The sequence below is a fragment of the Polaromonas sp. P1_G2 genome (genome assembly GCF_056405515.1).
In genome coordinates this window covers 1-399 of the sequence record NZ_JBFUBY010001461.1, presented here as the reverse complement: position 1 = coordinate 399, position 399 = coordinate 1, and the positions used below count along the sequence as shown (strand labels likewise).

Here is a 399-nt window from a genome sequence, read left to right as displayed (position 1 = left end):
GTGCTGCCCAAGGTGACCTCCGGCGAATGGCTGTCCGCCTTCGCACTGTCGGAAAAAGAGGCCGGTTCCGACGTTGCCGCCATGGCCTGCGCCGCCCGCGCCGACGGTGACTCCTATGTCCTCGACGGCGAAAAGACCTGGATTTCCAATGGCGGTATCGCCGATGTCTACACCGTCTTCGCCCGCACCGGCGAAGCGCCGGGCACCCGCGGCATTTCCGCTTTCGTGGTATTTGCCGATGACCCCGGCTTCTCAATTGCGGAGCGGATCGAGGTGATCGCCCCGCATCCGTTGGCAACCATCCGTTTCGATAATTGCCGTATCCCCGCGTCGCGGCGGCTCGGCGCACCTGGCGAAGGTTTCAAGATCGCCATGCGCACGCTCGACATTTTCCGCGCC

1 protein-coding gene is annotated in these 399 nt (G+C 64.2%); it reads left to right on the top strand.

Annotated features, from left to right (window positions below; genetic code table 11):
* Positions 1–399, top strand: a 399-nt coding sequence (locus AC1D0P_RS31080) for an acyl-CoA dehydrogenase family protein (protein WP_477680246.1), incomplete at both ends; no start/stop codon positions are given.